At 72.2% G+C, this 21833-nt stretch carries 20 protein-coding genes and 3 pseudogenes; 16 read left to right on the forward strand and 7 right to left on the reverse strand.

What is annotated here, in order from left to right; translation table 11 throughout:
• Positions 1-27 precede the first annotated feature (27 nt).
• The 5 genes and pseudogenes from ACH4ZX_RS33710 to ACH4ZX_RS33730 all read right to left on the reverse strand — a co-directional run.
• Positions 28-321: an HAD family hydrolase gene (locus tag ACH4ZX_RS33710; RefSeq protein WP_398281270.1), complete on the reverse strand. Its 294-nt coding sequence runs from the start codon at positions 319-321 to the stop codon at positions 28-30.
• Between the two features lie 255 nt (positions 322-576).
• Positions 577-978: a DMT family transporter gene (locus tag ACH4ZX_RS33715; protein ID WP_398281273.1), complete on the reverse strand. Its 402-nt coding sequence runs from the start codon at positions 976-978 to the stop codon at positions 577-579.
• A 46-nt stretch (positions 979-1024) separates the two neighbouring features.
• Positions 1025-1345, reverse strand: coding sequence for a DMT family transporter (locus tag ACH4ZX_RS33720; RefSeq protein ID WP_398281276.1), 321 nt, complete (start codon positions 1343-1345; stop codon positions 1025-1027).
• Positions 1346-2200: 855 nt separating this feature from the next.
• Positions 2201-2647, reverse strand: coding sequence for a MarR family winged helix-turn-helix transcriptional regulator (locus ACH4ZX_RS33725; protein ID WP_398281279.1), 447 nt, complete (start codon positions 2645-2647; stop codon positions 2201-2203).
• 47 nt (positions 2648-2694) lie between these two features.
• Positions 2695-3034 (reverse strand): annotated as a pseudogene (locus ACH4ZX_RS33730) (transposase); the annotation flags it as partial.
• 1 nt (position 3035) lies between these two features.
• On the opposite strand from ACH4ZX_RS33730, the pseudogene ACH4ZX_RS33735 reads away from it, so the two are divergent.
• The 15 genes and pseudogenes from ACH4ZX_RS33735 to hsaA form a co-directional block, all read left to right on the forward strand.
• Positions 3036-3392 (forward strand): annotated as a pseudogene (locus tag ACH4ZX_RS33735) (MFS transporter); the annotation flags it as partial.
• 231 nt (positions 3393-3623) lie between these two features.
• Positions 3624-4037, forward strand: coding sequence for a hypothetical protein (locus ACH4ZX_RS33740; RefSeq protein ID WP_398281282.1), 414 nt, complete (start codon positions 3624-3626; stop codon positions 4035-4037).
• Between the two features lie 17 nt (positions 4038-4054).
• Positions 4055-4717 (forward strand): alpha/beta hydrolase family protein, encoded by a 663-nt coding sequence (locus ACH4ZX_RS33745; protein WP_398281285.1) that lies wholly within the window; start codon positions 4055-4057, stop codon positions 4715-4717.
• 91 nt (positions 4718-4808) lie between these two features.
• Positions 4809-5993 (forward strand): type III polyketide synthase, encoded by a 1185-nt coding sequence (locus tag ACH4ZX_RS33750; RefSeq protein WP_398281288.1) that lies wholly within the window; start codon positions 4809-4811, stop codon positions 5991-5993.
• A gap of 114 nt (positions 5994-6107) precedes the next feature.
• Positions 6108-6514: pseudogene (locus ACH4ZX_RS33755) on the forward strand (hypothetical protein); the annotation flags it as partial.
• Positions 6515-6842: 328 nt separating this feature from the next.
• On the forward strand, positions 6843-8456 hold the full coding sequence (locus ACH4ZX_RS33760) for an OB-fold domain-containing protein (RefSeq protein ID WP_398281353.1): 1614 nt from the start codon (positions 6843-6845) through the stop codon (positions 8454-8456).
• The gene (locus ACH4ZX_RS33765) at positions 8456-9565 is read left to right on the forward strand and encodes an acyl-CoA dehydrogenase family protein (RefSeq protein ID WP_398281291.1); all 1110 of its coding nucleotides are present in this window, start codon (positions 8456-8458) and stop codon (positions 9563-9565) included. Before ACH4ZX_RS33760 ends, ACH4ZX_RS33765 begins: the two co-directional genes overlap by 1 nt.
• Positions 9562-10008, forward strand: a complete 447-nt coding sequence (locus tag ACH4ZX_RS33770; protein WP_398281294.1) for a MaoC family dehydratase — start codon at positions 9562-9564, stop codon at positions 10006-10008. Before ACH4ZX_RS33765 ends, ACH4ZX_RS33770 begins: the two co-directional genes overlap by 4 nt.
• A complete protein-coding gene (locus ACH4ZX_RS33775; RefSeq protein ID WP_398281297.1) occupies positions 10005-11186 on the forward strand; it encodes a lipid-transfer protein in 1182 nt (393 codons plus the stop codon). The genes ACH4ZX_RS33770 and ACH4ZX_RS33775 overlap by 4 nt, the downstream gene beginning before the upstream one ends.
• Positions 11183-12127, forward strand: a complete 945-nt coding sequence (locus tag ACH4ZX_RS33780; protein WP_398281300.1) for a MaoC/PaaZ C-terminal domain-containing protein — start codon at positions 11183-11185, stop codon at positions 12125-12127. The genes ACH4ZX_RS33775 and ACH4ZX_RS33780 overlap by 4 nt, the downstream gene beginning before the upstream one ends.
• Positions 12120-12908: a 2-keto-4-pentenoate hydratase gene (locus tag ACH4ZX_RS33785; protein WP_398281302.1), complete on the forward strand. Its 789-nt coding sequence runs from the start codon at positions 12120-12122 to the stop codon at positions 12906-12908. Before ACH4ZX_RS33780 ends, ACH4ZX_RS33785 begins: the two co-directional genes overlap by 8 nt.
• 159 nt (positions 12909-13067) lie before the next feature.
• Positions 13068-14000 carry a 3-oxoacyl-ACP reductase gene (locus ACH4ZX_RS33790; protein ID WP_398281305.1) on the forward strand — a complete coding sequence of 311 codons (933 nt, stop codon included), beginning with the start codon at positions 13068-13070 and terminating at the stop codon, positions 13998-14000.
• A gap of 236 nt (positions 14001-14236) precedes the next feature.
• Positions 14237-15031, forward strand: a complete 795-nt coding sequence (locus ACH4ZX_RS33795; RefSeq protein WP_398281308.1) for an SDR family NAD(P)-dependent oxidoreductase — start codon at positions 14237-14239, stop codon at positions 15029-15031.
• Between the two features lie 5 nt (positions 15032-15036).
• Positions 15037-16728, forward strand: a complete 1692-nt coding sequence (locus tag ACH4ZX_RS33800; RefSeq protein ID WP_398281311.1) for an AMP-binding protein — start codon at positions 15037-15039, stop codon at positions 16726-16728.
• Between the two features lie 22 nt (positions 16729-16750).
• Positions 16751-17917, forward strand: coding sequence for a 3-hydroxy-9,10-secoandrosta-1,3,5(10)-triene-9,17-dione monooxygenase oxygenase subunit (gene hsaA / locus ACH4ZX_RS33805; RefSeq protein WP_398281314.1), 1167 nt, complete (start codon positions 16751-16753; stop codon positions 17915-17917).
• A 181-nt stretch (positions 17918-18098) separates the two neighbouring features.
• On the opposite strand, the gene ACH4ZX_RS33810 is transcribed toward hsaA, so the two are convergent.
• Both ACH4ZX_RS33810 and ACH4ZX_RS33815 read right to left on the reverse strand, forming a co-directional pair.
• Positions 18099-18884: an SDR family oxidoreductase gene (locus tag ACH4ZX_RS33810; RefSeq protein WP_398281317.1), complete on the reverse strand. Its 786-nt coding sequence runs from the start codon at positions 18882-18884 to the stop codon at positions 18099-18101.
• Positions 18885-19154: 270 nt separating this feature from the next.
• On the reverse strand, positions 19155-19814 hold the full coding sequence (locus tag ACH4ZX_RS33815; protein ID WP_398281320.1) for a TetR family transcriptional regulator: 660 nt from the start codon (positions 19812-19814) through the stop codon (positions 19155-19157).
• Between the two features lie 232 nt (positions 19815-20046).
• Between ACH4ZX_RS33815 and ACH4ZX_RS33820 the strand changes: the two genes are divergently transcribed.
• Entirely contained in the window at positions 20047-21564 is a 1518-nt protein-coding gene (locus ACH4ZX_RS33820) for an FAD-binding protein (protein ID WP_398281323.1), read from the forward strand.
• The last annotated feature ends 269 nt before the right edge of the window (positions 21565-21833 follow it).

The following is a 21833-nucleotide window of genomic DNA, read 5'->3' on the forward strand; positions in this document are numbered from 1 at the left end:
GGTGTGGTCCGAGCCCGACGCAGTGGGTCAGCCGCGAGGCGCAGTCACCGCAGAAGACCGGAGAACCCCCAGCGTCTCGCCGAGCGCCGGTACGGTTTCGCACACCACCCGCGCTCCCGCGTCGAGCAGTTGCCCGGCCGTCGCGACCCCGTTGGACACCCCGATCGCCCCCATGCCCGCCGCGTGAGCCATCCGCATGTCGTCGACGGCGTCGCCCACCACGAGGCACTCTTCGGGGGCTCGGCCCAGCTGTCGTGCGGCGAGCAGGGCGAGGCCAGGATGGGGCTTGCCCCGGGGCCATACCGTGGCACACGACGGCATCGAAGTGGCCGGTCAGACCGGTCGGTTCGAGCACCGTACTCGGTCATGCAGCCGTAGCCGCCGGAAGATCTGGAGTGCCGGCAGCGCGCGCCGCTCGGTGTGCCGCTTCACCACCGACGGGTCCTCGGTACCCGGCTGCCCGGCCACGGTGCTCGGCCACCGGCCACGGCACCGTGGGCGGGTTCTCCGGACAAGGACTCCGTTGGCGGACCGTCACAAGAGATCGGGGTGGGGGACTGTCGGGCTGGACACCCTTCAGTGCTCTGCGCCTTGGACTTCCCGCGGCCTGACAGCGGCCTCCTGGGGTTCCTGCGGCCTGTCGGCGAGCTTGAGCCAGACCACTCCGGCGATGATGACGCCGAGCCACAGGGCCCGGACCGGGGTGAGGGTCTCGTCGAAGAAGGCCGGGCCGAGCAGTGCCGCGCCGGCTGCTCCGATTCCCGCCCAGACGGCGTAGCCGATACCGACGTCGATGGTGCGCAGTGCGACGCTCAGTGCCCAGAGGGTCAGGAGGAAGAAGACGACGGCGACCAGTGACCACGACAGGCGGGTGAAGCCGTGGCTGCCGCCGATGGAGAGCGCGTAGCCGACTTCGAATCCTCCGGCGAGCAGGAGCATGAGCCAGGAGTTGGCGGAGGAGCGCTCGGTGCGGGACATGTACCGGGGTCCTTTCGGGGATGCGGATCAGGCGTGGGCGGGATTTCTAGGCGGCACCGCTGAGCTGGAGGCCGACGACTCCCGCGATGATGACGACGACGCCGAGGGCCTTGCGCCAGTTCAGGCGCTGGCCGAAGAGCACCACTCCGAGAACGGTGATGCCGATGCCGGCGATGGACGTCCAGATGGCGTAGCCGACGCCGACGTCGAAGGTCAGCAGTGCCCTGCTGAGGAAGTAGCTCCCGAGCGCACCGCTGATCAGGGTGACGGCGGTCCACCGGCGGTTCTTGAAGCCTTCGGCCTTGCCGGCTGCGATGGCGACGACGATTTCGAAGATGTCCGCGATGGTGAGGTAGAGCCACTGCATGGCGGTCCTTTCGTCCGGTGGGGGTCGGCGTGGTCCGGGGCCGGGTCGCCGTGGGGCGGCGGTGGCCCGGGCGGCGGCAAGAACAGCGGCCAGGCCGCACTTCCCCCACAGAAGTTGCTTGTACGTGCATGTTAATAACGCCAATCAGGCTGCGTCGCGAGCCCTCGCGAAGGCAGATAAAGCTTGCATGAGCATGTATCTTGCTGTCAATGTCGCTGGGGAGAGCGTCGGGAGTGACCGGCACAGGCTGGGGGACACGCCCTGCGGCGGGTCGGGTCGGGTCGGGTCGGGTCGGGTCGGGTTGGGTCGGGCCGGGTCGCGGGTCCGTGCTGCTGGTGGTGGCGGCAGGGGGGTGTCTACCGCTGGTCTTCCGGGGCATGTGCGGCCAGCGCGCACAGACGTGAGGGTGGCATGTTTCCCCCTCGTTCATCCCGGATGCGACGGGAGCAGTGATCTGCGGCCCCAAGGGGGTGACGGTGCATGAGGTGTGCCGGAAAGTCGCGTCCGGAGCCCCGGGGCGCACCGGATCGAACCGGCTCCGTTTACGCCCCGCGGTCGCTCGGTCATGCACCGTATCGGCAATGCATGCAGAGTCAAGCATATATCGTCTGCGGTGAATATGAGAGAGTTCACTCCCGCGGTGTGACGGTCTCGCTTCATCAACTGCTCAGTCGAAGGCATGAGAGGCGTGCGGCCGAGGCGTCGTAGGCGCGCGGGGTGCTTTGCCTCAGGAGCCGGGGTCTGCCGTCATTTGCCGCGCCGGAGCCGGGAAACGCCGAGAGCCGCCCGGGGAACCGGGCGGCTCCCGTTCGGCCCCTTGCCAGGGCCGGGCTCGCGTGTCGAAGAAAGCGCAGGTCAGAGGCCGCTGCGCAGCGCCTGGACGGTACGGGCGAGCTCGGGGACGGCTCCTGCGGCGTTCAGTGCCGCGCTCAGTACCTCGCCGTAGGTGCCGCGGGCGACGGCGTAGCGCTGCCGGCCCTCGTCGGTGATCACTGCGTACACGCCTCGTTTGTCGTCGGGGCACAGGTCCCGGAAGGCGAATCCGGCCGTGTCCAGCCGGCCGACCAGGCGTGTCACCGAACTCTGGCCGAGACCCACCTTGTCCGCCAGATCCTGCATGCGCAACTCGCCCTCGGCGGCCTGGACCAGGCATTCCAGGGCGCGAAATTCCGACAGGCCGATGCCGTGCTTGCGCTGCAGCACCTGGGCGAGCTGGCGTTCAACATGTGCATGCAAGGTGAGCACCTTGTTCCACATGGCTTGATCGGAGGACGCGGTGGGCGCCTGAGGGATGACTGTCATCTTGAGTACTGGCTCCTCCCGAGCAGCGTTGACAACAAGATACATGTTCATGCAATCTTCTGCTTTAGTCCTTCGATCCCGCAAGGGATCGGGTGGAGTCGGGCTTTGGCGAGGAGTTCGCGGCCCATGTAGCGGCGGGCTTCGGTCCACTCGTCGTTCTGCTCGGCCAGGACGGCCCGACGAGCCGGATGACGGCGGTGCGGCCGGGGGCACCTCCCGCGGCGCAGCCGTGGGGGAGGATCTCCTTGTTCAGCCTCTTCTGCGGGTTGTTCGACCAGATCTGCCGCCCAGCTCCTGCGGGAAGGCCGCGAAGGCAAGCAGGTCGTGCCGGGCGGCGTCCAAGTGCTCGGCGGCCTTGGGGAACTTGGCCTCCAGAGCATCGAGGACATGCCGCCCGCACTGCACTGGCTCCGCCGCGGCAACGGTTCCCGTGCTGCTTGCGGTCAACTTCCTCTTCGGGACCGGCGGGCAGTTGGTGAATGTCACGGTGATGGCCGTCCGGCAGGCCGTCACTCCGGACGGGATGCGGGGCCGCGTGGCCGCGACGATCACGTTCGTCGGCACGGGGCTGGCCCCGCTCGACTCGCTGCTCGGCGGATTCCTCGCGCAGGAGTGGGGGCTGCGCTCGAGCCTCCTGGTGACGGTCCCGGGGTTGCTGCTCTCCCCGGTGCTGACGGTCTGCTTCCCGCTCGCCCGCCCGGGACGGCGGCTTCCCGCCCCACCGTCGCCTGCCGCCCGCCTCTGAGCTCGTGAGACGGGCCGTCCGGCGGCGCCGATACCCAGGGACGGCTGAGAGTTCGGTGCGGGTCACCCGAATGACCCGTCCTGGCAGGCAGGGCGGTTGTCGCGGACCTACGTTCGATCCGTCCCCTCGACACATCCCTTCGCGTCCGCAGCGGACTCGACGGCCCCTGCCCGCACAGGCCGAAACCGACGGAGAGTGAGGTACCTGCCGATGCGCAGGAAAGCGATAGCCATGCTCGGATTGCTGACTCTGGCCACGAGCGCCGCCGGCTGCGGCGTCAGCGGCCACACCTCGTCCGCCACCGGGGCCGAGCGCGGACCGCAGGCCGCTCCGCGGTCCGACGACAGCGAGGAGGCCTTCTACGACTACCCCGACCAGGCCGTCGTCGACAAGGCGGCGCCGGGCGGGATTCTGAAGGCGCAGAAGATTCCGGCCCTGGCGACATCGCTGCTGGGGTCCGCCACCTCCCGGGCGGAACGCATCATGTACCGCACCGCTGACGCCGATGGCAGGCCCGCCCGTCGCGGCGACAGGGTTCCTGCTGCCGCCTTGGGCCGGCCGCCGAACGGGCCCCCGGGCTGCACTACCTCGGGACGGTCGCCCTGGCACCCGGCAGCGACGCGGCCGAGGGGGCGGACCTCCTGAGCCTTCCGCAGATCCGGGTGCCGTTTCCGGGCTGGTCCGACGCCGCCGCCCACCTCCTCTACCAGGCCGTGAGCGCCACCCACTTCGACCCCCAGCACATCAGGCCGGCGAACCTGCTCTCGGCCGAACTCGCCCGACACATCCCGGAAGCGGGACAGATGTGTCTGGATCAGCTCAGCGCCCACCTGGCCAAGGCCCCCGGCATCCACGCACTGACGAACCCGGACTGGAGCCGCAGCCAAGCACTGCAGCGCTTCTACGCCACCAACGAGCCGGCGCGACACCGCTCATCCGGGCCGATCCTGCTGCTCCAGGGCACCAAGGACCTCTCCGTCATGCCGGCGGCGACCAACCGGCTCGACTACGAGTTGTGCGAACTCGGCGACAGGGTGCACTACCGCACGTACCCGGGCGCCGATCACGACGCCCGCCTCGCCCAGGCCTACTCCGATGTCAGGGAGTGGATGCGGACACGGCTGGCCGGACGACAGGCCCCGGACGACTGTCAACCAGCCCCCACGACCGCGCACCGGGAACTGGCCGCCACCGGCGCCTTTCCCGCCCTGCCATGGATCAGCGCAAGCCTCGGCGCCCTGGTCCTCGGCGCCACGACCATGACGCTGCTGCGTCGCCGAACCGCCGCTGACCCGACCGGAGTCAATGGGCGCTCTGCGAAGTAGAGTGGCATCACGGCATCTTGGCCATGATCTTCCGTTTTGTGGGATCTCGGCCGCAAAAAGCCGTCAAGTGTTGTGGTGAAGGGGGCGTGTTGTGAGCGCCTATCTATGTCCTCCTGCTGTGGTGCACGGTGAACACGTCGTAGAGACCACCCAGATACTGACGGAGGTACGGAGTCGGCACCCGAGTGCGCCATGGTTGCCGCGGATCGACGGCATCGCCGCGAGCACCGGGATCGCGTCCCGCGGGTGGATGCAGCCGCTGGCGGCAGCCGTCGCGCCCAGCAGTGGGAGCGGCTTGCGAACTCCCGCCGCCGGCCCGGCCCGTGAAGCGCTGGCCCGTCAGGGGTTCAGCGACCGGGAGGTGGACCGGGTGATCGCCGCGCTGGAGGCGATACCGGCACCGCAGACCATCGAGGAGCGCACCGCTGCGGCTTGGGCTGCGGTGCAGCGGTACGGGGAGCGTGCGGCCCGCGGAGCTCTGGAGACGGCCGGGCTGGAGGCCGCCGACGTCGACTGCCTGATCACCAGTCACTCGACCACCCCGGCGCTGCCGGGGCTGGACCTGTCCTTGTTCAATCGACTCCCGCTGCGCAGGGACGTGCTGCTGCTGCCGGCCGCCCAGTGGGCGTGCATCGCGGGGACACGGTCGCTCGCACTGGCGGCCGATCTGGTCGCCGCGGACCCCGACCGGGTGGTGCTGGTGGTGATATCGGAAGCGCTGAGCACCACCTACCAGCCCGCCGACGGCACGCTGGAATCCCTCATCGTCCGGCTGCTGTTCGCGGACACCGCGGTCGCCGCGGTGGTCACCGGCCGCCCGCGGAGTGAGTCGATCCTGCGGCTGGACGCGACCTGGCACCACACCCTGCCCGGCACCGCGGACCTGCACCGGCTCGACACCCGGGCCGACGGCGTCCACTTCGTGATGGACCGCCGCGGGCCGCGCGCCGTGCAGGAGACCGTCACCGTGATGTGGCAGTGGCTGCGCGCGCGCCACCAGGACGACGAGCCCCCTTGGCATCCCGACCTGCTGATCGCCCATCCCGGCGGTACCCGGGTGCTGGAGTACATGGAGCAGACGATGCCGGAGGGCTGGCCGACGCGGCTGCTGACCTACAGCCGGGCCGGCTACGCGACCGGCAACCGCGGCGGCGCAGCCGTGTTCGACATCCTGCGGCGTGCGTACGATGCCGGCCAGAAGAGCGGCAGGCGCACGGTTCTGTACGCGGCCGCGCCCGGGCTGACGGCCACGGCCGTGGAGGGGGAGTGGCTCTGACTCCCGGTTCGGGCGGAACCGCCGAAGTATGGATCACGGCTGCGTGATGAAGCGGACGAACCTCCGGTTGAGCAGCCGGACCCCGAGCCGGAGTTGTCCCCGTACCAGCAGGCGATGCGGCAAAGGCTCCTCGCGGCCCCGGTGGTACCGGCCCCGGGCCCTGGCAGCGCATCGCCTGTGCGCCCGTCGGCGGACTTCTCGGGATCGGCTTCGCCTCGCGCCCCGGCACCGGCCACGACCTGGTGATGGTCGTCTCGCACGACGGACACGGTCTCTTCGACGCCGTCACGGGAGAGAAGATCGCGCGGGAGCCCGACCCCGACTCCGAGGACGACAGCCGCGACGCGGATCCCGCTCTGTGGTGTCCTGGGCTGGGACCGGTCGCCGGAACAAGGGTGCGCATCGCCGGACTTTTCGGAGATGATCTCCACGCCACCAGCGGAGACGGTTGGAAGCTGGAGGTAGTCACTCCGACTTGGCCGAACGAGCGTGTCTTCCTCTCCCGAGACGGTGGATACCCGGGACTTCGGCTCCGGCGGTCCTTTCCGCCTCTCCGGCAGCACGCAGGACGGCATACGCGTCTACGCGGACGGCGTGCGGAAGACCGACCTGTGGAAGAACGTCTCCTCCACCGTCGGCAAGACCGTCGACCTGACCGTGCCGGCGGGCAAGCACGCCATCCGCGTGGACTACGTCGCCTGGACCGGGCGCGCCGAGGGCCGGTTCACGTACACCCCGCGCACCGACGCCACCGTGGACAAGGCCAAGCCGCTCGCCCCGACCGGGCTCACGGCCGCGTACAGCCGGGACACCACCAAGACCACGCTGCGCTGGACCGCGAACAAGGAAATGGATGGCGCCGGTTACCGCGTGTACCGCCGGCTGAGCACCACCCAGTGGGCCAAGGTCAGCGGCTCCTCGCTGCTCACCTGCCCGTCCTTCGTCGACGCGCCGCCCGCCACCGGCCAGACCTTCCTGTACGAGGTCCGCGCCGTCGACAAGGCGGGCCACGAGTCCGCCGGCAGCGCCGACGTCACCGCCGTGACCGTGGACCGCACCGGACCAGCGGCGCCGACCGGTCTCACGGCGATCGGCGACGACTTCAGCCCGCCCGGCCACCGCCCGCTGTGGCTGGCCACCGAGTACGTCGCCGCGCCCGCCCTCTCCGACTGGGTCGCCGGGCACGGGCCGCTGCCGCCCGCCGCGCTGCGCGCCCTGGCCGCAGAACTCGCCGCGGCGCTGGCCGCCGTGCACGCCTGCGGGCTCACCCACCGGGACGTGAAACCGTCCAATGTCCTGCTCGGCCGTGACCGGCCCATGCTCATCGACTTCGGCATCGCCCGGGCCGCCGACGACTCCCGCCACACCAGCACCGGCGGTGTCATCGGCTCACCCGGCTACCTCGCTCCGGAACAGGCCGCTGGGGGAGCCGTCACCGAGGCGGGCGACATCTTCTCCCTGGGCGCGGTCCTGGTGTTCGCCGCGACCGGCACCGGTCCCTTCGAGCATCCCGGTGAGCAGCCCTCGGCCGCGTCCCTGCTCTACCGCATCGTCCATGAGCCGCCCCGCCTGGACGGCGTGCCGGCCGAACTGGCCCCGCTGGCCGCCGCCCGCGCCACCGGACGGCCGGGCGTGGTCGCGCCCGCCTCCATGGTGCAGGCGTGGACGATGCGCGGATACGCCGCCACCGTCTCGCCGGCGGCGGGGCGCCGGGGCTTCGACGAACTGGTCGAACTGCTGGACGAGGGCGGCTACACCTCCGTCGTGGCGACCGACTCGGAGCTGGAGTTCGCGCGCGAACTGGTGCCGGGCGACCACGTCTCCGTCGAGGAGGTCGTGGAGTCGATCTCGCCGGAGAAGAAGACCGGGCTCGGCGTCGGGCGGTTCGTCACCACGGTGAAGACCTACCGCGACCAGGGCGGCGAGGTCGTCGCCACCCAGCGCTGGCGCACCCTGCGCTTCCGCCCTGCCGCGAAGCCGGACACCGCCGCGACTCCCGACGCCGCGAAGCCGGACACCGCCGAGCCGGACGAGGCGAAGGCCGCCGAACCGCGTGCGCCGCGCCCCCGTCCCGCCCTCAACCGGGACAACGCCTTCTGGTTCGAGGCCGCCAAGGAGCACCGGCTGGTCATCCAGCGCTGCCTGTCCTGCGAGACCCTGCGCCACCCGCCCGGCCCCTGCTGTCCGCGCTGCGGCTCCTTCGAGTGGGACACCGTGCGGGCCTCGGGCCGCGGCCACGTCCACAGCTTCACGGTCAACCACCACCCCAGGCACCCGGCGTTCGACTACCCGCTGGTCGTCGCCGTCGTCGAACTCGCCGAGGGCACCCGGCTGATCACCAACCTGACCGGCGTCGCCCCCGAGGACGTCACCGTCGACATGCCCGTCGTCCTCGACTGGCTCGACGCCGACCCCGACCTGTCCCTGCCGGTGTTCCGGCCCGTCGCCTCGGAGGACCGCTGATGGACTTCTCACTGGGAGAAGAACTCGAAGAGCTGCGGAACCTGGCCCGTGAGATCTTCACCGACCACGCCACGCCCGAACGGCTGCGTACGGTGGAGACGTCCCGGACCCGCGTCGACGACAAACTCTGGGCGGACCTGAGCGCGGCGGGCCTGCTCGCCGCCCCGCTCCCCGAGGACGCCGGCGGGGCCGGTCTCGGCCTGCCCGGACTCTGCGTCCTGCTGGAGGAGCAGGGCCGCCGCGTGGCCCCCGTGCCGCTGTGGACGGCCGCCCTCGGCGCGCTGGCCCTCGCCGCCCACGGCACGGCCGGGCAGCGCGCCGCGCTGCTGCCGGCCGCCGCCGACGGCTCGGCCCGGATCACCCTGGCCCTGGAGGAGTTCGCGCCCGCCGACCCCTGTACGCCGTGGACCACGGCCGTGGCCGAGGGCGACGGCTGGCGGATCACCGGCACCAAGGCCGTCGTGCCCTCCGCGTCCGGCGCCGACCACGTGCTGGTCACCGCCGCCACCCACGCGGGCACCGGCCTGTTCCTGGTCCGGCGCGACGCGCCCGGCACCACCTGGACGTCGGCCGAGACCACCACCTACGACCTCGCCGCCCACCTCGACCTGGACGACGCCCCCGCCGAGGCGGTCGGAGCACCGGGGACCGGAGTGGTCGAGTGGATCGACGGACACGCCCGTACGGCGCTCGCCGCCGTTCAACTCGGCGTCGCCCAGGGGGCGGTGCGGTACGCGGCCGACCACCTCAGCACCCGCGAGCAGTTCGGCCGCCCGCTGGCGACCTTCCAGGCCGTGCAGCACCAGCTCGCCGACTGCGTCATCGAGGTCGACGCGATGCGGGTGACCCTGTGGCAGGCGGTGACCGCGCTGGCGGACGGCGAGGACACCGAGCAGGCGGTCCTGGTCGCCAAGTGGTGGGCGAGCGAGGGCGGTCTGAACGTCGTCCACCGCGTCCAGCACGTGCACGGCGGCATCGGCGTCGACACCGACTACCCGGTGCACCGCCACTTCCTGTGGGGCAAGCAGATGTCGACCACCCTCGGCGGCGCCGCCGGGGACCTGGCCCGGCTCGGCGACCTCCTCGCGAACGGGACGGTGACCTCATGACGGTGCCCGTGACCCGCACGTACGACGAGGTGGCGGTCGGCGAGGAGCTGCCGCCGCTGGAGATCCCGGTGACCCGGACCCTGATCGTCGCCACGGCTCTGGCCGGCCGCGATTTCCAGGACGTGCACCACGATCCCGAACTGGCCCGCGCACGCGGGTCGAAGGACGTCTTCATGAACATCCTGACCAGCAACGGCCTGGTCGACCGGTACGTCACCGGGTGGGCCGGACCGGCCGCGAGCGTGCAGGCCATCCGCGTCCGCCTGGGCGCGCCCAACCATCCCGGCGACACCATGGTGCTCACCGGCACGGTCACCGCCAAGTCCGAGGAGGCCGACGGGGCGGGCCGGGTGGAGATCATGGTGCGCGGCACCAACAGCGTCGGCGCGCACGTCACCGGCACCGTCGCCGTGCGCCTGCCGGGGAAGGCCGGTGTGCGATGAGCACGAGCGCACTGGCGGGCCGCGCCGTCATCGCCGGCATCGGCGCCACCGAGTTCTCCAAGAACTCCGGGCGCAGCGAGCTGCGGCTCGCCTGTGAGGCGGTCCTGGCCGCCCTCGCCGACGCGGGGCTCACTCCCGCCGACGTCGACGGCCTGGTCACCTTCACCGCCGACACCAGCGGCGAGATCCACGTGGCCCGCAACACGGGCATGGGCGAGCTGACGTTCTTCTCCCGCATCGGCTACGGCGGTGGCGCGGGCTGCGGCACCGTGCAGCAGGCGGCCATGGCCGTCGCCACCGGCGCCGCGGAGGTCGTCGTCTGCTACCGGGCCTTCAACGAGCGCTCCGGCGAACGCTACGGCCTCGGGCAGGCCGACCGGGCCATGGACGCCGGCGCCGACCGGGCCGCGTACTCGTGGATGACGCCGTACGGGCTGAACACCCCGGCCCAGTGGGTGGCCATGTTCGCCCGCCGCTACATGCACGAGTACGGCGCCACGGGCGAGGACTTCGGCCGGGTCGCGGTGGTGGACCGCAAGCACGCGGCGAACAACCCTGCCGCCTGGTTCCACGGCCGCCCCATCACCCTCGAGGACCACCAGGCTTCACGCTGGATCGCGGAACCGCTGCGGCTGCTGGACTGCTGCCAGGAGACGGACGGCGGCCAGGCCCTGGTGATCGTCTCCGCCGAGCGTGCCCGTGACCTGCCCCAGCCGTCCGCCGTGATCCTCGGCGCGGCCCAGGGCTCGGGCGACGACCAGCACATGATGACCAGCTACTACCGCCACCGCATCAGCGGCATCCCCGAAATGGGCCTGGTCGGACGGCAGTTGTACACGCAGAGCGGTCTCGGCCCCGACGACGTCGACGCCGCGATCCTCTACGACCACTTCACCCCGCTGGTGCTGCCGCAGCTGGAGGAGCTGGGCTTCTGCGCCGTCGGCGAGGCGAAGGACTTCATCGCCGACGGGAACCTGGAACTCGGCGGCAGGCTGCCGACCAACACCCATGGCGGGCAGCTCGGCGAGGCCTACCTGCACGGCATGAACGGCATCGCCGAGGCCGTCCGGCTGGTCCGCGGCACCTCCGTGAACCAGCCCGAGAACGCCGCCCACGTCCTGGTCACCGCCGGTACCGGCGTGCCGACCAGCGGCCTGATCCTGGGAGCCGCCCGATGACCGCGACCCCGGCCGCCGCCACCCCGGCCGTTTCCGCGGCGGTTTCACCCTCCGCCGCCGCCCCGGCCGTCTCGCCGTGGCGCGGGCGCGACCTCGGGAAGCGCACCGTCTCGTACACCGAGCGCGATGCGATCCTCTACGCCCTCGCCGTGGGCGCGCGGGCCGACGACCTGGACCTGGTCTTCGAGGAGCGCCTGCGGGTCCTGCCGACCTTCGCGCTGACCCTCGCCCAATGGGCGCCCGACGCCCTCGGCGCGCTCGGCGCCTTCGACATCACCACCGCGGTCCACGGCTCCCAGCGCCTCACCGCGCGCCGGCCGCTGCCCCGGTCCGGGGAAGTGTCGATGACCGCGCGCGTCGCCGCGGTATGGGACAAGGGCGGCGCCGCCGTCTTCGACATCGAGGTGAACAGCGACCACTTCCTGGCGACCTGGTCCTTGTTCGCCCCCGGCAGCGGCGGCTTCGGCGGCGAGCGCGGCCCCAGCGGCCCCCGGCGCCCCGAGGGGGCGGCCGACCAGCGGCTGAGCGTGGCCACGCACCCCGAGCAGGCCGCCCAGTACCGGCTGCTCGGCGACCGCCACCACATGCACATCGACCCGGAGGCGGCCCGCGCCGCGGGCATGCCCCGGCCGTTCCTGCACGGCCTGTGCACCCTCGCCGCCGTCACCCTGCCCGCCGCCGGCGCCCTGGGCGCCCACCCGGCCGACCTCACGGAGCTGGAGGCCCGCTTCAGCGCCCCCGTCTTCCCCGGCGACCGGCTCACCGTCGACGCCTGGCACGACGGCCCCGGCGGACTGCGCCTGGAAGCGTCGGCGTACGGCCGCCCGGTCCTCACCGGCATCCGTACCCGGTTCGCCGCCGCGCCCGCCGAGCCCCCCGCGTTCGACACGGAGAAGCCCTCCGACGCCCGGCTCCAGCAGAAGGAGAGCTCTGATGCTTGACGCATCGCAGCACGCCGCCGCCGCCCACCTGCTGTGGCGGGCCGAGCGGGACCGCGCCCCCGTCGGCCCGCTGGCCGAGGCGTTCCCCGGCATCGACGTCGTGGACGCCTACGAGATCCAGCTCAGCAACATCCGCAAGCGGCTGGAGCAGCCCGGCGTGAGCGTGTACGGCCACAAGGTCGGGCTGTCCTCCGAGGTCATGCAGCGCATGATGGGCGTCGACGAGCCCGACTACGGCCACCTGCTCTCCGACATGGTGCTGTCCGAGGACGTCCCGGTGAAGGCGGCCCGCTACTGCGCGCCGCGCGTCGAGGTGGAGATCGGCTACGTCCTCGGCGACAGCCTGCCCGGCGAGGACTGCACCGAGAAGGACGTCCTCGCCGCGACGGAGTACGTCGTCGCCTCGCTCGAACTCATCGACAGCCGGATCAGCGACTGGCGGATCGGGCTGGCGGACACCATCGCCGACAACGCCTCCTCCGCCGGCGTCCTGCTCGGTGCCGAGCGCATCGCCCCGGGCGACCTGGACCTGGCCGACATCGGCGCCGTGCTCTACCGGGGCGACGAGGAGATCGCGCGGGGCCGCACCAGCGCGGTCCTGGGCGACCCGACCGCGGCGGTCGCGTGGCTGGCCCGCAAGGTCGCCGAGTTCGGGGTACGCCTCGAGGCGGGGCACGTGATCCTGCCGGGCTCGTGCACCGCCGCCGTCGACGCCCGGCCGGGGGACCACTTCCGGGCCGAGTTCGACGGCCTGGGATCGGTCTCGGCCCGGTTCGTGTAGGGCGGGGCGCGTACCGGCCGGAGCGGGGTCCGTACCGGCCGGGGCGGAGCCGTGCGGCGGCTCTCACCACTCAGCGGGACAGCCGCGAAGGCAAAAACAGAATTCGTACTAATTTTTGCCGTGCCATCCGTCACGCAGGACAGGAACGAAAGAGGCAGCATGAGCACGAGGACCGGCCTGGAAGGCCGTACCGCCGTCGTCACCGGGGCCGGATCCGGCCTGGGCCGCAGCGAGGCGCTGGCACTGGCGGCCCAGGGCGCCAACGTCGTCGTCAATGACGTGGGCCCCGCCGCCGAGGACGTCGTCGCCGAGATCAAGGCCCTCGGCCGTGACGCCGTCGCCGTCACCGGTGACATCGGCGACTGGTCCATGGGCGACCGTCTGGTGCTCACCGCCCTGGAGACCTTCGGCGGCCTGGACATCGTCGTCAACAACGCGGGCATCCTGCGCGACAAGATGGTGTTCAACCTGACCGAGTCCGACTGGGACGACGTCATCCGCATCCATCTCAAGGGGCATGCGGCCGTCATCCGCGCCGCCGCCGCGCACTGGCGGACGGCCAGCAAGGCGGCGGGCGGTCCGGTGTACGGACGGGTCGTCAACACCTCCTCCGAGGCGTTCCTGTTCGGCGCCCCGGGCCAGCCCAACTACTCCGCCGCCAAGGCCGGCATCACCGCCCTCACCCTGGCCACCGCGCAGGGCCTGGCCCGCTACGGCGTCCGCGCCAACGCGATCTGTCCGCGCGCCCGCACCGCCATGACCGCCGACGCGTTCGGCACCGGCGCCACCCCCGCGGGCGGCCTCGACATCATGGCCCCGGAGCGCGTCGCCACCTTCGTCGGTTACCTCGCATCCCCGGCCTCCGAGGAGATCAACGGCCAGGTCTTCGTCGTCTACGGCGACATGGTCGCGCTCCTCGCGCCGCCCACCGTGGAGAAGAAGTTCACGGCCGCGGACGGCACCTTCACTCCGGAGGAGCTGGAGGCCACCCTCTCCCCGTACTTCTCCGGCCGCGACCAGTACCGCACCTTCGCCGCCTACAGCGTCGCCGCGCTCGACACCACGGGCACGGCGCCCACGCCCGGCAGCTGAGGCGGCCACACCCCCGCTGCCCGAGCGTCGCTGCGGCCGAGTACGACCCGAGTACGGCCCGAGTACGGCCCGAGTACGCCTCGTACGGGCACGGCGGGACCGGGCGCGGCCGGTCCGGACAGCGCACGCCCGGGACGGCCCGCACCCGCTCCAGCTCCGCTCCCCGCTCTCCCTCTCCACCCGTTCGTCCCCTTCACCGCCATCGCGCGGCCCGTATCTCCGCAGGAAGGAAGCCGATGACAGACACGGACGTCTACGGCCCGTGGGCGGTCGTCGCCGGCGGATCCGAAGGGGTGGGCGCCTCCTTCGCCCACCAGCTCGCCGACGCCGGGATCAACCTGGTGCTCATCGCCCGCAAGGCGGGCCCCCTGGCGCAGACGGCCGCCGAAGTCCGCGCCAAGGGCGTCGAGGTGCGCACCCTCCAGCTCGACCTGCTCGACCCCGGCGCGCTCAAGACGATCCGCGCCGTCACCGACGGCCTCGAGGTCGGCCTGCTGATCTTCAACGCCGGGGCCAACACCTACGGCCACGAGTTCGTCGGCAGTGAACTCGACCGCGTCCAAGGCGTGATCGACCTCAACATCACCTCCCAGCTCGCCCTCACCCACCACTTCGGCGAGGCGATGAAGGAACGCCGCCGGGGCGGCATCATGCTCGTCGGCTCCCTCGCCGGCTACATGGGCCAGGCACGCCTGAGCGTCTACTCCGCGGTGAAGGCGTTCAGCCGGGTCTTCGCCGAAGGCCTGTGGCTGGAGCTCGCGCCGCACAACGTGCACGTCCTCGAACTCGTCCTCGGCGTGACCCGCACCCCCGCGATGGAGCGGGCGGGCCTGCGCATGGACATTCCCGGCCTCAACGCCGCCGACCCCGACGACGTCGCCCGCGAGGGCCTGGAACACCTGGCGGACGGCCCCCTGTGGGTGGCCGGCGGCAACCTGGCCACGGCCGACAAGCGTGCCGCCGTCCGCGACCGCGCCGGGCTCGTCCGCGGCGCCCACGAGGCCTCCCAGCGTCTCCTCCCCAAGGAGTGACGGGCATGACGGTCGACGAGACCACCGTCCCCGCCGTCCTCGCCCGGGCCGCCGGGACCCACCCGGACACGGAGGCACTGGTCGACGGGGACCTGCGGCTGACCTGTCGCCAACTGCACGAGCGGACCCTCGCCGTCACCAGGTCACTCATGGCGCTCGGCGTCCAGCGCGGCGAACGCATCGCCCTGTGGGCGCCCAACAGCGCCCGCTGGATCACGGCCGCGCTCGGCGTACTCGGCGCCGGGGCGGTACTGGTCCCCGTGAACACCCGGTACAAGGGCGACGAGGCCCGCTGGCTGCTGGAGAAGAGCCGCGCCCGGCTGCTGCTCGTCGAGAACGGCTTCCTCGGCAACGACTACCTGGACATGATCGGCGCGGCAGCCGGGGCCGTCTCCGAGGAGGGGACGGCGGGGGAGCAGAGCCCCGTTCCCGGCCTCCCCGGACTGGCCCACGTGATCGACCTGGCCGAGCCTGTGGCCGGCGGCGACGGCGACGGCGATGGCGATGGCGACGGCGACGGCGAAGGCGACGGCGAAGGCACCGGTCACGGTCCGCCGGACCGTCCGCGCGCCACCCCCTGGGCGGCCTTCCTGAGCCTGGGCGACACCGTCCCCGCGGCCGACGCCGAGGCCAGGGCGGCGAGCGTGCGCGAGGACGACGTGTCGGACGTGCTGTTCACCTCCGGCACTACCGGCCGCCCCAAGGGGGTGATGACCACCCACCGCCAGAACGTCCGCACCTACCTCGGCTGGTCCCAGCGGACCGGACTCACCCGCGGCGACCGCTACCTGATCATCAGCCCCATGTTCCACTGCTTCGGCTACAAGGCGGGCGTCCTGGCCTGCCTGCTGCGCGGCGCGACCATGGTGCTGCAGCCCGTCTTCGACGTCGCCGAGACCCTGCGGCTGATCGAGGCGGAGACGATCACCGTCCTGCCCGGACCGCCCACCGTCTTCACCACCCTGCTGGACGCCCCCGGCCGTGACCGCCACGACCTGTCCTCGCTGCGCCTGGCCGTCACCGGCGCCGCCACGGTCCCGGTCGCCCTGATCAGGCGTGTACGGGCGGAACTCTTCCCCGTCGTCGTCACCGCGTACGGCCTCACCGAGTCCTGCGGCACGGTCACCGTCTGCCGCGCGGACGACGACGACGAGACCGTCGCCCGTACGGCGGGCCGCCCCATCGACGGCGTCGAGGTGCGCGTCGTCGGCACCGACCGCCGTCGGCTGCCCGCGGGGGAGGACGGCGAGGTCCTGGTCCGCGGCTACAACGTGATGCTCGGCTACCTGGACGACCCCCGGGCCACCGCCGAAGCCGTCGACGACCAGGGCTGGCTCGCCACCGGGGACGTCGGACACCTCGACGAAGGGGGCCGGCTGACCCTGACCGGACGCCTCAAGGAGATGTTCGTCGTCGGCGGGTTCAACGTCTACCCGGCCGAGATCGAACAACTCCTCAGCCGGCACGACGCCGTCTCCGAGGCCGCCGTCATCGGCGTCCCCGACGAACGGATGGGGGAGGTCGGACGCGCCTACGTCACCCTCCGCCCCGGCGCCGAGGCCACCCCGGCGGAACTCACCGCCTTCTGCCGCGAACGCCTGGCCAACTTCAAGGTGCCCCGCGAGGTCGTCGTCCTCGACGCCTTCCCACGCAACGCGGCAGGCAAGATCAGCAAGACCGACCTGGACATCCGGTAGGGACACTCGAAGGGACGACACCATGGGGAACACGGTTCTTGAGGCGGTGCGCGCCCTGCTGCCGGCCATCGCGGACCGGGCCCGGACCACCGACGAGAAGGGGCACGTCCCCGAGGAGACCGTGCGCGAACTGCAGGACGCCGGTGTCTTCCGGATGCTCCAGCCCCGCCTCTTCGGTGGGCAGGAGGCCGACCCGGTCGACTTCTTCCAGGCCGTACGGGCCATCTCGGCCGCCTGCTGCTCCACCGGCTGGATCACCTCCGTTCTGGGCGTGCACCCCTGGCATCTGGGGCTGTTCACCGCCGAGGCCCAGGCCGAGGTGTGGGGTGACGACCCCGACACACTGCTCTCGTCCGCGTACGCGCCCGTGGGACGGCTCACCCCCGTCGACGACGGCTACCGGCTCACCGGCCGCTGGAGTTTCTCCTCCGGCTGCGGCTACGCCCGCTGGGCACTGCTGGGCGCGCTGGTCGTCGGCGACCAGGGGCGGCCCGTCGACTTCCTGACCGTCCTCGTGCCCCGCTGCGACTACCGGATCGAAGACGCGTGGGACGCCGTCGGCCTGCGCGGCACCGCCAGCAACGACATCGTCGTCGACCAGGCCCTCGTCCCCCGCCACCGGGTGATCCGCAACTACGAGACGGCCCAGTTGAAGGGACCCGGCCAGAAGGCCAACCCGGGCCCGCTGTACCGGCTGCCGTTCGCGGCCGTGTTCACCAGCGCGGTGACCGAGCCCATCGTCGGCGCGGTCGCCGGCGGCTACGAGTCGTACGTCCGCCTGATGAAGGAACGAGCCCGGCTGAGCCTCGGCGGCGGCCGGTTCGCCGAGGACCCGCACACCCAGGTCGCCGTCGCGCGGGCGGCGTCCGAGATCGACGCGACGATCCTCCAGATGGACCACAACATAAGGCAGTTGACGGCGCGCGCTGCCGCGGGCCAGGACATCCCGATGGAACTGCGCCTGCGCGCCCGCCGCGACCAGGTGCGCGGCACCGAACGCGCCGTCGCCGCGATCGACCTGCTGTTCAAGACGGCGGGCGGCAACTCGCTGCGCCGCGGCAACCCCATCGAACGCGTCTGGCGTGACGCCCACGCCGGCAGCGTCCACGTCGCGAACGACGTCGAACGAACCCTGGCCATGTACGGCCGCAACGCCCTGGGCCTGACAGTGGAGGACAACCTGATCTGACCACCCCGAACCCTGTTTCCCCGGCCGGGCAGAGCGTCCATCAGCCGTGTCCCCCGGGACAAGGCCGCGACGGGCGGAACCGTACGACTGGGGAAGACCGGCCGGTGCCCGGCCGCCGGGATCGGCGACCGGAAACCCGCGACCTGACGGCCCCCGCACCCGAAGGGCCGTGACCCGATCCCTACCCCGCTCCGTAGGACTTCGCCGCGAGGTAGCGGGCGGGCAGTTCCCCGCCACCGTGCACCGCGATGTCCGCGCCGTTGACGTAACGGGCCAGGTCCCCGGCCAGGTACAGACAGGTCCGGGCCACGTCCTCGGGGACGGCCATCCGCTCCATCGGAATCACCCCGGCGACGGCGGCGCCGCCGTCCTCGCCGTACGCCGCGGCGGCGCTCTCGGTGCGGATCAGCCCGGTGGTGATGTGGTTGACGCGCACTTTGGGCGCCCACTCCAGGGCCAGGGCCCGGGTGAGGCCGAGCAGCCCGGCTTTCGCCGCCGTGTAGGCGGCGGTACCCGGCTGCGGGTCGTGCGCGGAGACACTGCCGATGTTGATGACCGTGCCGCCCTCGTCCTGGCTCTGCATCACACGGTTCGCCGCCTGGGCGGTGTAGAACGGCGCCAGCAGGTTCAACGCGACGATCTTCTCGACGAACCGCGGCGAGACGGTCGCCGCGTCGGCGTCGGGGGAGCCGCCCGCGTTGTTGACCAGGACGTCCAGCCGCCCGAACCGCTCCACCGTGCCGTCGATCAGCCGGTTCGCGGCCTCCGGGTCACGTACGTCGGCGGCGAGGAACCCCGCCTGCCGACCCGCCGCGGACGGCAGGGTGGCGGGCTCGCTCCGCCCGCAGACCATGACGTGGGCTCCGGCCGCGAGGAACGTCTCGGCGATACACAAGCCGATGCCCTTCGTCCCGCCGGTCACCACCACGACCCGGCCCGTCAGATCCAGTGGGTTGCCGATGTCCATGATCCGCCCTCCCCGCCGGGAAGAGGCCCGGCGGCCGTCGTCGTCGTTCCTGAAGATCGAAGCAGCCGGGTCGCCGGTCGGCGGGATCCGTCCCGTTGACCGGGAACCGGAGCGGGGACCCCGAGGGCGCATGGACAAAGCGCGGGACGCTCGGCCGGCGCCGGCGCGGGCGGAACGCGGGCGGAGCGCCGGCGTACGTGCGAGCCGGTGCGCTCGAGCGTGCGGCCGAGGGGTTCACGCGGGCGGTGACATCCGTGTGGGCCGAGGGGCTCAGCGGTCGGCCGCGTTCGAGCGGGCGCCCAGCAGCACCTGGCACGCCAGCCGTATCTCGGTCTCGGCTTCCGCGTGGCTCGTGTGGCCGTATATGACCGAGACCAGCACCCCGTGCCAGCTCTTCATCAGCAGCCGGATCAGCCGGTTGTCCCGGTCCGTCGGGTGCTGCAGCCCGAGCAGCCTGAGCACCGTACGATGCACCTTCGCCTCGATGCCGGCGACCTCGCTGACCGTGGCGGAGTGCGCGGCGTAGTTGCTCTGCACCATCGCGCTCGCCAGCAGCGGAGCCCGCAGCATGTGCCGCGTCGACCGCAGCAGAGTCTCCGCGACGGCGTCCACGGGATCGCAGGCGGCGAGGATCTCGGGCGACTCGTCGTCCATGTGATCGACCTGGTCGGCCATGATCGCGGTGAACAGATGCGTCTTGGACGGGAAGTACCGGTAGAGCGTGGCGATGGCGACACCGGCCTCCTTGGCCACGTCTTGCATCTGCACATGCTCCAGGCCCCGTTCGGCCCCCAGACGCGACGCGACGCTCAGGATGCGCGCGTACCGCGCCTTCTGCCCGGGTGACTGCGGCTCTGCCGCTGGCCTGTGCTCGGCGACTCTGGGCACGGTTCCCCTCTCCCGGCTCGATCGCGTCCTTGGGCACACCATGCTATCGGTGCGGCCGCTCCCGGCGGACGGGCGGCGGCCGCGGACCCCGAGGACACCACCGGGCCCGCCGACCTCATCACAAGGCCTCCGGCCGCCGCCGCGCACCTTCGCGTACTGCTGAGTGGGACTGGGGCGGGCGCACCACGTGGGCCAGGGGTTTCCTGACGTCCGCAGGAGAGGCCGACGAACACCTTACGAACGCCGAGCACCGGCGAGTGCGGGAGGACGAACCGTGACGCAGGAGTGGGACGAGGAGTACGACGTCGTCGTCGTGGGATCCGGGGGCGGGGCGCTGACCGGCGCCTATCTGGCCGCCCGCGCGGGCCTGGACACCGTGGTAGTGGAGCGGACGGGCAGCCTGGGCGGGACCAGCTCCTACTCCGGCGGCGCCATGTGGCTGCCCGGTACGTCGGTGCAGCGCCGCGCCGGCGTCCCCGACTCCACCGAATCGGCCCGCACCTACCTGCGGGCGCTGCTGGGCGACAGCGGCGAGGCCAAGCGGGAGACCTTCCTCGCCCAGGCCCCCGCCCTGGTCGAGCGGCTGGAGGAGGACCCGGCGCTCACGTTCGCGTTCCAGGTGTTCCCCGACTACTACGAGCGTCCTGGCAGGGTGCCCGGTGGACGCTCGTTCATCCCCCGGGCCCTCGACCCTGCCGAGCTGGGCGACGCCCTGCTCGCCCTCGTCCGCCCGCCGCTGGACCGCGACCGGGCGGGGCAGGGCAACGACCCGTCGGCCCCGCTGACCGCAGGACGCGCGCTGATCGGCCGCCTCCTGCTCGCCTACCACCGCACCGGGCACGGCACCGTCACCACGGACACGGTCATGGACGAACTCGTCGGCACGCCCGAACGGGTCACCGGGATCGTCGCCACCCGGCAGGGCAGGCGCGTGCGCATCGGCGCGCGCAAGGGCGTCCTCCTGGCTGCCGGCGGGTTCGAGCACAACGAGCGCCTGCGCGGCGTCCATGGCGTCCCCGGCCGCTCCGACTGCTCCATGGCACCGGCCGGCACCAACCTCGGCGAGCCCGTCGAGGCGGCGGTGGCGCTCGGCGCGGCTACCGACCTGATGCACGAGGGCTGGTGGTGCCCCGGCGTGCGGATGCCCGACGGGCAGCGGGCCTTCGTCTGCGGCTTCACCGGCGGGCTCGTCGTCGACGCGAACGGCTCCCGCTACGCCAACGAGTCCTTGCCCTACGACCGGTTCGGCCGGGAGATCCAGGCCGCCCCGGACCGCACGCCCTCTTTCCTCGTCCACGACTTCCGCACCCGGGGCAAGCTCCCGGCGGTCACCCAGCCCCCGTGGGGCGACCCGGCCGCACACCTGGAGGCCGGCACCCTGGTGAAGGCCGACACCCTGGAGGAACTGGCCGGGCTCATCGGCGTGAACGCGGACCGGCTCACCGAGACCGTCGAACGCTTCAACGGCTTCGCCGACAACGGCAAGGACGAGGAGTTCGGCCGCGAGGTCGACGAGTTCGGGCACTGGTTCGGCGACCCGGTACTGCACCCCGTCCGTGAGGCCCCCTACTACGCGGCCCGGATCGTGCTCTGCGATCTGGGCACCAAGGGCGGCCTGGTCACCGACGCGTCGGCACGGGTCCTCCGGGAGGACGGCACGCCCATCGCCGGCCTGTACGCGGCCGGCAACACCAGCGCGTCGTTCACCGGCCACGTCTATCCGGGCCCGGGTATCCCGCTCGGCACAGCGATGGTCTTCGCATCCCTGGCCGCCGACGACATGGCCGGCTGAACGGCGCCGCATACGCGCACGCAGGCGTCCCCGGGCAAGATCAGAGGCGGCCTGCGCCCGAAGCGCCTTCCGCCCGGGGTGCCTGTGCCCGGGGCCGCCCCGGGCGCCGGGCATTCCGCTCGGCACGGCGACGGCCTTCGCGAGCTGAGCGGCGGCCGGCCCGGCCGCCTGAACTCCGGCACCGCACACGCCACGTGGCGGCGGTCTCGGCAGGACCCGGCGTCGTATCCGTCCAGCGGCGGCCGGCGTGCGGGCCCTGAGTCAAGTGC

The sequence above is a fragment of the Streptomyces sp. NPDC020490 genome (genome assembly GCF_044335305.1).
GTDB lineage: Bacteria > Actinomycetota > Actinomycetes > Streptomycetales > Streptomycetaceae > Streptomyces.

Coding starts and splice junctions, on each gene's coding strand:
- ACH4ZX_RS33770 (WP_398281294.1), top strand. CDS start 9,562: ATGACGGTGCCCGTGACCCGCACGTACGACGAGGTGGCGGTCGGCGAG.
- ACH4ZX_RS33810 (WP_398281317.1), bottom strand. CDS start 18,884: ATGGACATCGGCAACCCACTGGATCTGACGGGCCGGGTCGTGGTGGTG.
- ACH4ZX_RS33790 (WP_398281305.1), top strand. CDS start 13,068: ATGAGCACGAGGACCGGCCTGGAAGGCCGTACCGCCGTCGTCACCGGG.
- ACH4ZX_RS33795 (WP_398281308.1), top strand. CDS start 14,237: ATGACAGACACGGACGTCTACGGCCCGTGGGCGGTCGTCGCCGGCGGA.
- ACH4ZX_RS33785 (WP_398281302.1), top strand. CDS start 12,120: ATGCTTGACGCATCGCAGCACGCCGCCGCCGCCCACCTGCTGTGGCGG.
- ACH4ZX_RS33715 (WP_398281273.1), bottom strand. CDS start 978: ATGTCCCGCACCGAGCGCTCCTCCGCCAACTCCTGGCTCATGCTCCTG.
- ACH4ZX_RS33815 (WP_398281320.1), bottom strand. CDS start 19,814: ATGGTGTGCCCAAGGACGCGATCGAGCCGGGAGAGGGGAACCGTGCCC.
- ACH4ZX_RS33800 (WP_398281311.1), top strand. CDS start 15,037: ATGACGGTCGACGAGACCACCGTCCCCGCCGTCCTCGCCCGGGCCGCC.
- hsaA (WP_398281314.1), top strand. CDS start 16,751: ATGGGGAACACGGTTCTTGAGGCGGTGCGCGCCCTGCTGCCGGCCATC.
- ACH4ZX_RS33765 (WP_398281291.1), top strand. CDS start 8,456: ATGGACTTCTCACTGGGAGAAGAACTCGAAGAGCTGCGGAACCTGGCC.
- ACH4ZX_RS33710 (WP_398281270.1), bottom strand. CDS start 321: ATGCCGTCGTGTGCCACGGTATGGCCCCGGGGCAAGCCCCATCCTGGC.
- ACH4ZX_RS33760 (WP_398281353.1), top strand. CDS start 6,843: ATGGATGGCGCCGGTTACCGCGTGTACCGCCGGCTGAGCACCACCCAG.
- ACH4ZX_RS33740 (WP_398281282.1), top strand. CDS start 3,624: ATGCTCGGATTGCTGACTCTGGCCACGAGCGCCGCCGGCTGCGGCGTC.
- ACH4ZX_RS33780 (WP_398281300.1), top strand. CDS start 11,183: ATGACCGCGACCCCGGCCGCCGCCACCCCGGCCGTTTCCGCGGCGGTT.
- ACH4ZX_RS33775 (WP_398281297.1), top strand. CDS start 10,005: ATGAGCACGAGCGCACTGGCGGGCCGCGCCGTCATCGCCGGCATCGGC.
- ACH4ZX_RS33720 (WP_398281276.1), bottom strand. CDS start 1,345: ATGCAGTGGCTCTACCTCACCATCGCGGACATCTTCGAAATCGTCGTC.
- ACH4ZX_RS33725 (WP_398281279.1), bottom strand. CDS start 2,647: ATGACAGTCATCCCTCAGGCGCCCACCGCGTCCTCCGATCAAGCCATG.